The organism is uncultured Paraglaciecola sp. (genome assembly GCF_937123705.1).
In the GTDB taxonomy this organism is placed as follows: domain Bacteria; phylum Pseudomonadota; class Gammaproteobacteria; order Enterobacterales; family Alteromonadaceae; genus Paraglaciecola.
On the sequence record NZ_CAKZKO010000175.1, the window covers coordinates 1 to 6744 of the forward strand.

Genomic DNA, 6744 nt, shown 5'->3' on the forward strand with positions numbered 1-6744 from the left:
GTAGGTGATTTCCGCGCCGTTGCTGGTCACGGGGTGGAAGGCGTGGTTCGCGGTCGCACTCTTTTGTTTGGCAATGAACGATTGATGCGTGACAGCAGTGTCGATATCGATTCATACAGCGAAAAGGCACAAGCTATGGCCGCTCAGGCGCAAACGCCCATGTACTTTGCTGTTGACGGAAAACTTGCTGCAATTGTTGCGGTTTCCGATCCCATTAAAGATGACTCCATTGAGGCGATAAAACGTCTGCACAGTAACGGTGTGCGCATCGTCATGCTGACAGGTGACAACCGGGACACAGCAAAAGCAGTCGCGGAAAAAGTCGGTATTACCGAGTATTTTGCCGAAGTGCTGCCCGATCAAAAATCCGACAAGGTCGCTGAACTACAGGCTCAAGGTGAGATTGTGGGCATGACTGGCGACGGTATTAACGATGCACCAGCACTGGCCTTGGCTAACGTCGGGTTTGCCATTGGCACGGGTACAGATGTCGCCATCGAAAGCGCGGATATTACCTTGATGCGGGGTTCTCTGCATGGCTTGGCCGATGCCATTGCAGTGAGCAAGGCGACGCTGGGCAATATTAAACAAAACCTCGTAGGCGCCTTTATCTATAACGTGGCCGGTGTGCCGGTCGCGGCTGGTGTGCTTTATCCGTTCCTGGGATTGCTGCTAAGTCCAGTCATTGCAGGTGCAGCGATGGCTTTTTCATCGCTGACTGTGGTGACCAATGCAAATCGTCTGCGCTTATTTAATGCGCAGAAGCATTAGGGAGAGATCGACATGATGATCATTAACCTGCTGGGCCTACTACTGATCGCACTGATTGTTTGGTGGTTTTGGCTTTATAAGCCACAGGCGGTGTTAGCGAACAAAAACACCGTAACGGTCGTGGTGGATAACGGCACCTATGAGCCGTCAAGAATTCGATTATTGGCAGGCCAGGACACGACGCTACGCTTCCTCCGCAAAGATGCATCGCCTTGTGCGGCGACCGTGGTTTTTGCAGATTTCGATATCAGTGAAGAGTTGCCATTAAACAAACCCAAAGACATCAGCCTGCCGCCGCTGGCGTCAGGCGAGTACCCGTTCACCTGTCAAATGCAGATGTACCGGGGCGCGCTAATTGTTAACGAAAATGGAGAATAAGGTCATGGCACAAAAGCAATCATTCTGGTTTAGCTCCAACGGGTTGGCATCCCTGACACTTATTGGTGCCGTCAGTTATTTCCTGTTTATGGAGCATCGTGAACACCTGTTTCAGTTTTTGCCTTTTCTGATTTTGTTGCTGTGCCCGCTGATGCACATCTTTATGCATAGGGGGCATGGTCATGTAAGTCACGGAGAAGGTGGGCTTCGGGATAGTAAAGAACAAGAGAAAAGGAGCAATTAATGAAGGTGACACTCTTTGAAAAATTCAAGATCGTTCTGGCCTTAACGCCTTTCGTTCTTGGAACGAAATTTCTCCATGCCAGCGAATCGGAACTTATAGCACTGACTGAAATTTCGGCGGTTGAAATTGCCATCCGAGACAATCCCAACCTTGCTGAAATGCAGACACGTTATGAAGCATTGGCGGAAGTCCCCTCACAGGTGGGCACGTTGCCTGACCCGATGGTTAGTGTCAATGCAATGAACTTTCCCACCGACACCTACGAAAGGGATCAGGAAGCGATGACACAGCTCCAAGTGGGCTTCAGTCAGGTCTTTCCTTTTCCAGGAAAGTTGAGTTTAAAGGAAGAGGCCGCCGAGTACGATGCGCGGGCGGCGGGGCATTCTGTCGATGAGTTGCGTTTGCAGCTTATAAAGAATGTGAAGAGCAAATGGTGGCAGCTCTACTATATGGATCGTGCCCTAGAGACAGTGGACAGCAATCAAGCTTTGTTGCGTCAGTTTATTACCGTCGCTAAAACCAAATACGAGACAGGTAAGGGTTTACAACAGGATGTTTTGCTTTCACAGCTGGAACTCTCCCGATTGATGGATCAGGAAATTCAGCTAGAAGCCATACGGCGCAATCAGGCCATACAGCTCAATATCTTGATGGATAGACCTGCTAACGATCCTATAACGCTACCGGATAAGGTTTCTAAAATGATGCCAAATCTTGTTGATGAGAGTGAGCTTTACCAGAAAGCGGCGTCCGTGCGACCGCGCTTGAAACAAATGGAAACGCAGATTGATGCTGCGAAATCTCGTCTCGATCTGGCCAAGCGCGATTATTATCCTGATTTTAAACTGGGTGTGACCTACGGTGATCGAACCGGAGACAATCCATTACCCCGAGGTGGAGCACGTTCAGATTTTCTTTCTGTCATGGTGGGAGTAAAAATCCCGCTCTACGCTGGCCGGAAACAATCCAAGGCGGTTTCTCAGAAAAGTTTGGAACTACAGAAAAACCGCTACGCACTACTCGATGAAAAAGGCTTGGTGACAGCGGCAATTTCATCCGCCGTTACAGATTATCACCGGGCAAAGAAACAATATTCGCTCTTTGGTAGCGGCATTGTTCCGCAAGCTCAACAAACGGTTCAATCAATGTTGGCAGGTTATCAGGTCAGTGAAGTGGACTTCCTGAACTTGGTGCGAAGCCAGATGACACTTTTTAATTACGAGCTGCAATACTGGAAGGCGTTAAGCGATGCCAAGCAAGCATTAGCCCGCCTTGAGGCCGCTGTTGGTGAGGAAACTGTTTATGAATAAATCTACCCTTTTAGTTGCCGTACTGATGCTAGGTATTGGGGTCGGTATTGGCTACTGGTTGTCCGGTAATAGCAGCTCGACAGTGGCAGTAACAGAGCAGGATAAAAAGCCTTTGTTTTACCGCGACCCGATGAACCCGAGCATTACATCGCCGGTACCAGCAAAAGACTCCATGGGTATGGATTACATACCTGTCTATGCGGATGAAGATAAGCCATCGGCCGAACGGAAAATCCTTTTCTATCGAAACCCCATGAATCCATCAGTGACTTCGCCTGTACCGGCTAAGGATTCGATGGGAATGGATTATGTGCCAGTTTACGCCGACAACGAAGCCAGTGACGTTGCAGGTACAGTGAAGATTGACCCGGTAGTGGTTCAGAACATTGGTGTTCGTACCGCCATAGCCAAGCAAGAGTCAATCAGCCGAACTATTCGTGCTGTTGGTAGAGTGGATTTTGATGAAGAAGGTATGGCGCGATTGCACCCCAAGGTTGAAGGATGGATTGAAGAAATCCGTGTTGATAAGACGGGGCAGAATGTGGCTGAGGATGATATTTTGCTAAGTATCTACTCGCCTAAGTTGGTTTCGACTCAGCAGGAATATTTATTGGCACTTAATAACCTGTCTGCTTTGAGTAAAAGCCAATTTGAAGAAATCAGGCAAGGTGCAGAGGATCTGGTAAAGAGTTCTCGCGAACGTTTGGAATTACTGGACGTGCCTGAGCATCAGATTCAAGAGCTAGAACAAACCCGAAAAATTAAGAAAAGTTTGCATATACATTCACCGGTAGCCGGTACGGTTATTCGTATTGGCTCCCGCCAAGGGCAATATGTTACGCCAAAAACCGAGTTGTACATGATGGTTGACCTTAGCCAGGTATGGGTTTACGCCGATGTCTATGAATACGAATTACCTTGGGTCAAGCTTGGCGATGAAGTCGAGATGACCTTGGCATCCGTGCCCGGTAAAACCTTTAAAGGCTCTCTGGACTATATCTACCCCTATGCGGAATCGAAAACACGGACCACGAAAGTACGTTTGGTGTTTGACAATCGTGAACTGTTACTACGCCCGGATATGTTTGCGGAGGTCAGCATTCAATCCGATACGCTGAATAACGCCGTCATCGTACCCGCTGAATCGGTTATTCGCTCCGGTAGCAGGACGCAAGTTTTTGTTGTCAGAGGCCCCGGTAAATTCGAACCGAGAACCGTTAAGTTGGGTATTGAGTCCAGTGGCCAGGTGGCTGTACTGGAGGGTGTTGCGGCGGGCGAGGAGGTCGTGACCTCCGCCCAGTTCCTGGTAGATTCTGAATCAAAATTGCGGGAAGCGACGGCCAAAATGATGGACGCGCTAAACAGCTCTGAAGGTATTTCAGAAGATGATTCGAGGAGCGTGGAAAGCCACAAGGGGATGGTTCACGGCAGTGAAGAGAGGACTGATCACTCCCAGATGCAAATGGAAAGTCACGCTGATATGGAAATGAATGAGCAGATAGATGGCTCAGGGCATGGAGTGCATGACCATGATTAATGCCATTATCAATGCCTCCTTGCGCGATCGTTTTATGGTGCTGATCGCGACTGTCATTATTGCGCTAGTCGGCTTGTTTGCTTATAAAAACGCCCCGCTGGACGCAATACCGGATTTATCGGATGTACAGGTCATTATCTTTACCGAATATCCCGGCCAGTCGCCACAAGTAGTAGAGGACCAGGTTACATACCCGCTAACCACGTCGATGTTGGCGGTACCTCGTACCAAAGTGGTTAGGGGATACTCCTTCTTTGGTCTTTCCTTCGTGTACATCATTTTTGAAGATGGCACCGATATGTACTGGGCACGTTCTCGGGTGCTGGAATCTATTAACTATGTCAGTGGCCGATTACCGCAAGGCATTACACCGACGTTAGGGCCAGATGCAACAGGTGTTGGTTGGGTCTACGAATATGCACTGGTGGATAAAACGGGTAAACATGACTTAGCCCAACTCCGCTCTTTGCAGGATTGGTATTTACGTTACCCGTTGCAGACCGTTGAGGGTGTTTCAGAAGTCGCCTCAGTGGGAGGCTACGTTAAACAATATCAGGTAGAAGTCGATCCCAATGCCTTGTTGCGTTACAACATCCCCCTGAACAAAATTAGGATGGCCATCAAAATGTCCAACAAGGATGTGGGTGGGCGTCTGGTTGAGATGGCGGAAACCGAATATATGGTTCGGGGCCTGGGTTATGTGCAGTCGATTGATGATCTCAACAGTATTCCAGTCGGTGTTGATGCGAATGGTACGCCCATACGTCTACAGGATGTGGCGCATGTTCAAATTGGCCCTGAGCTGCGTCGAGGTCTCGTAGATTTGAATGGCGAGGGCGAGGTCGCCGGTGGTGTGGTGATTATGCGCTTCGGCGAGAATGCTCTGGCTACTATCCAAGCGGTGCGTGCTAAATTAGAGGAATTGAAAGCCGGTTTGCCAGACGGTGTAGAGATTGTCCCAGTCTATGATCGTGGTGACTTGATCGAGCGTGCAGTAAAAAGCCTGAACACCTCACTGATGCAGGAACTGATAATCGTCAGTTTAGTGGTTATCCTGTTTCTGCTACATGCGCGCTCAGCTTTCGTGGCGATCATTACTCTGCCATTGGGTATTTTGATGGCTTTTATCGTCATGCGCATCCAGGGGCTCAACGCCAATATTATGTCCTTGGGTGGTATTGCTATTACCATCGGCACCATGGTCGATGGGGCTATTGTGATGGTTGAGAATGCGCATAGTCGGTTAGCCGAAGCCAGTGAAAAAAAGGCAAGTGAAGGAAAAGGCAGTGAGCTGACACTGGATGAGCGCTGGAAGACGATTGGCGCGTCCTGTCATGAAGTCGGCCCGGCCCTGTTTTTCTCTCTGTTGGTCATTACCGTATCGTTTTTACCGATCTTTACTATGCAGGCCCAGGAAGGTCGGCTATTCAGCCCGCTGGCCTTTACCGCTACTTATGCCATGGCTGCTTCGGCAATTTTGGCCATTACCTTGGTACCAGTGATGATGGGCTATCTCCTACGAGGGAAAATCATTGCTGAACACAAGAATCCGATTAATCGGGCACTACATGCGTTGCATAAACCTGCGTTGACGCTGGCGATGCGGTGGAGAAGCATTACTTTAATTGTGGCTGTAGGCTTGTTGGCAGTGACCTACTATCCCTATTCCAAGCTGGGTAGCGAGTTTATGCCACCGTTGGATGAGGGCGATATTTTGTATATGCCGACTACTTTCCCAGGTATCTCCATCACCAAGGCCAAGGAGTTGTTGCAGCAAACCGACAAAATATTATCGACTTTCCCTGAAGTGCATCATGTGTTCGGCAAAGTAGGGCGCGCGGAATCTGCAACAGACTCGGCACCTTTGGCCATGATAGAAACCACGGTTCGATTAAAACCGAAAGAGGAATGGCCAGACCCCAAAAAATCAACCAAAGACTTGATGAATGAAATGGATAAGGCGATTCAATTCCCTGGATTGGCTAACGCCTGGACAATGCCGATCAAAACCCGAATCGATATGTTATCGACGGGTATTAAAACGCCTATTGGTATCAAAGTCTCTGGCCCAGATCTGAATGTCTTACAACAGGTGTCTCAGGATATTGAGCAAGCCATGAAAACATTACCGGAGACTACTTCGGCCTTTGGTGACAGGGCAGTTGGGGGCTATTACCTGGACTTTAACATTAATCGGGAAAGCGCAGCGCGCTACGGGCTAACGGTTGGAGCGGTTCAGGATATTATTCAAAGCGCGATTGGCGGTATGAATATCACCGAAACTGTCGAGGGGCTTGAGCGGTATCCGGTCAATCTACGCTACCCGCGTGAGCTGCGCGATGATCTGGAAACCCTCAAGCGTGTATTAATACCCACACCTACGGGCACCCAAATTCCACTGGCGATGGTGGCGGATATTGACTATCAACGGGGTCCTCCGGTCATTAAAAGCGAAGATGCGCGGCCTAACGCCTGGATTTATGTCGATATCTCCACTTCGGATA

The 6744-nt window shown here is 49.1% G+C and carries 6 protein-coding genes; all 6 read left to right on the top strand.

What is annotated here, in order from left to right; translation table 11 throughout:
• The coding region (locus Q0688_RS22505; protein WP_299082664.1) for an HAD-IC family P-type ATPase at window positions 1-771 on the top strand (771 nt) is incomplete at its 5' end.
• A gap of 12 nt (window positions 772-783) precedes the next feature.
• Window positions 784-1149, top strand: coding sequence for a cupredoxin domain-containing protein (locus Q0688_RS22510; protein WP_299082666.1), 366 nt, complete (start codon window positions 784-786; stop codon window positions 1147-1149).
• A 4-nt stretch (window positions 1150-1153) separates the two neighbouring features.
• Window positions 1154-1393, top strand: a complete 240-nt coding sequence (locus Q0688_RS22515; protein WP_299082668.1) for a DUF2933 domain-containing protein — start codon at window positions 1154-1156, stop codon at window positions 1391-1393.
• The gene (locus Q0688_RS22520; protein ID WP_299082670.1) at window positions 1393-2703 is read left to right on the top strand and encodes a TolC family protein; all 1311 of its coding nucleotides are present in this window, start codon (window positions 1393-1395) and stop codon (window positions 2701-2703) included. Before Q0688_RS22515 ends, Q0688_RS22520 begins: the two co-directional genes overlap by 1 nt.
• Window positions 2704-3013: 310 nt before the next feature.
• Window positions 3014-4240: an efflux RND transporter periplasmic adaptor subunit gene (locus tag Q0688_RS22525; RefSeq protein WP_299082672.1), complete on the top strand. Its 1227-nt coding sequence runs from the start codon at window positions 3014-3016 to the stop codon at window positions 4238-4240.
• A partial coding sequence (locus Q0688_RS22530; protein ID WP_299082674.1) for a CusA/CzcA family heavy metal efflux RND transporter occupies window positions 4233-6744 on the top strand: 2512 nt, incomplete at its 3' end. The genes Q0688_RS22525 and Q0688_RS22530, both read left to right, overlap by 8 nt.

Excerpts from the sequence above, each read along its gene's own strand:
- Q0688_RS22510 (WP_299082666.1), top strand. The coding sequence starts at position 784 with ATGATGATCATTAACCTGCTGGGCCTACTACTGATCGCACTGATTGTT.
- Q0688_RS22515 (WP_299082668.1), top strand. The coding sequence starts at position 1,154 with ATGGCACAAAAGCAATCATTCTGGTTTAGCTCCAACGGGTTGGCATCC.
- Q0688_RS22520 (WP_299082670.1), top strand. The coding sequence starts at position 1,393 with ATGAAGGTGACACTCTTTGAAAAATTCAAGATCGTTCTGGCCTTAACG.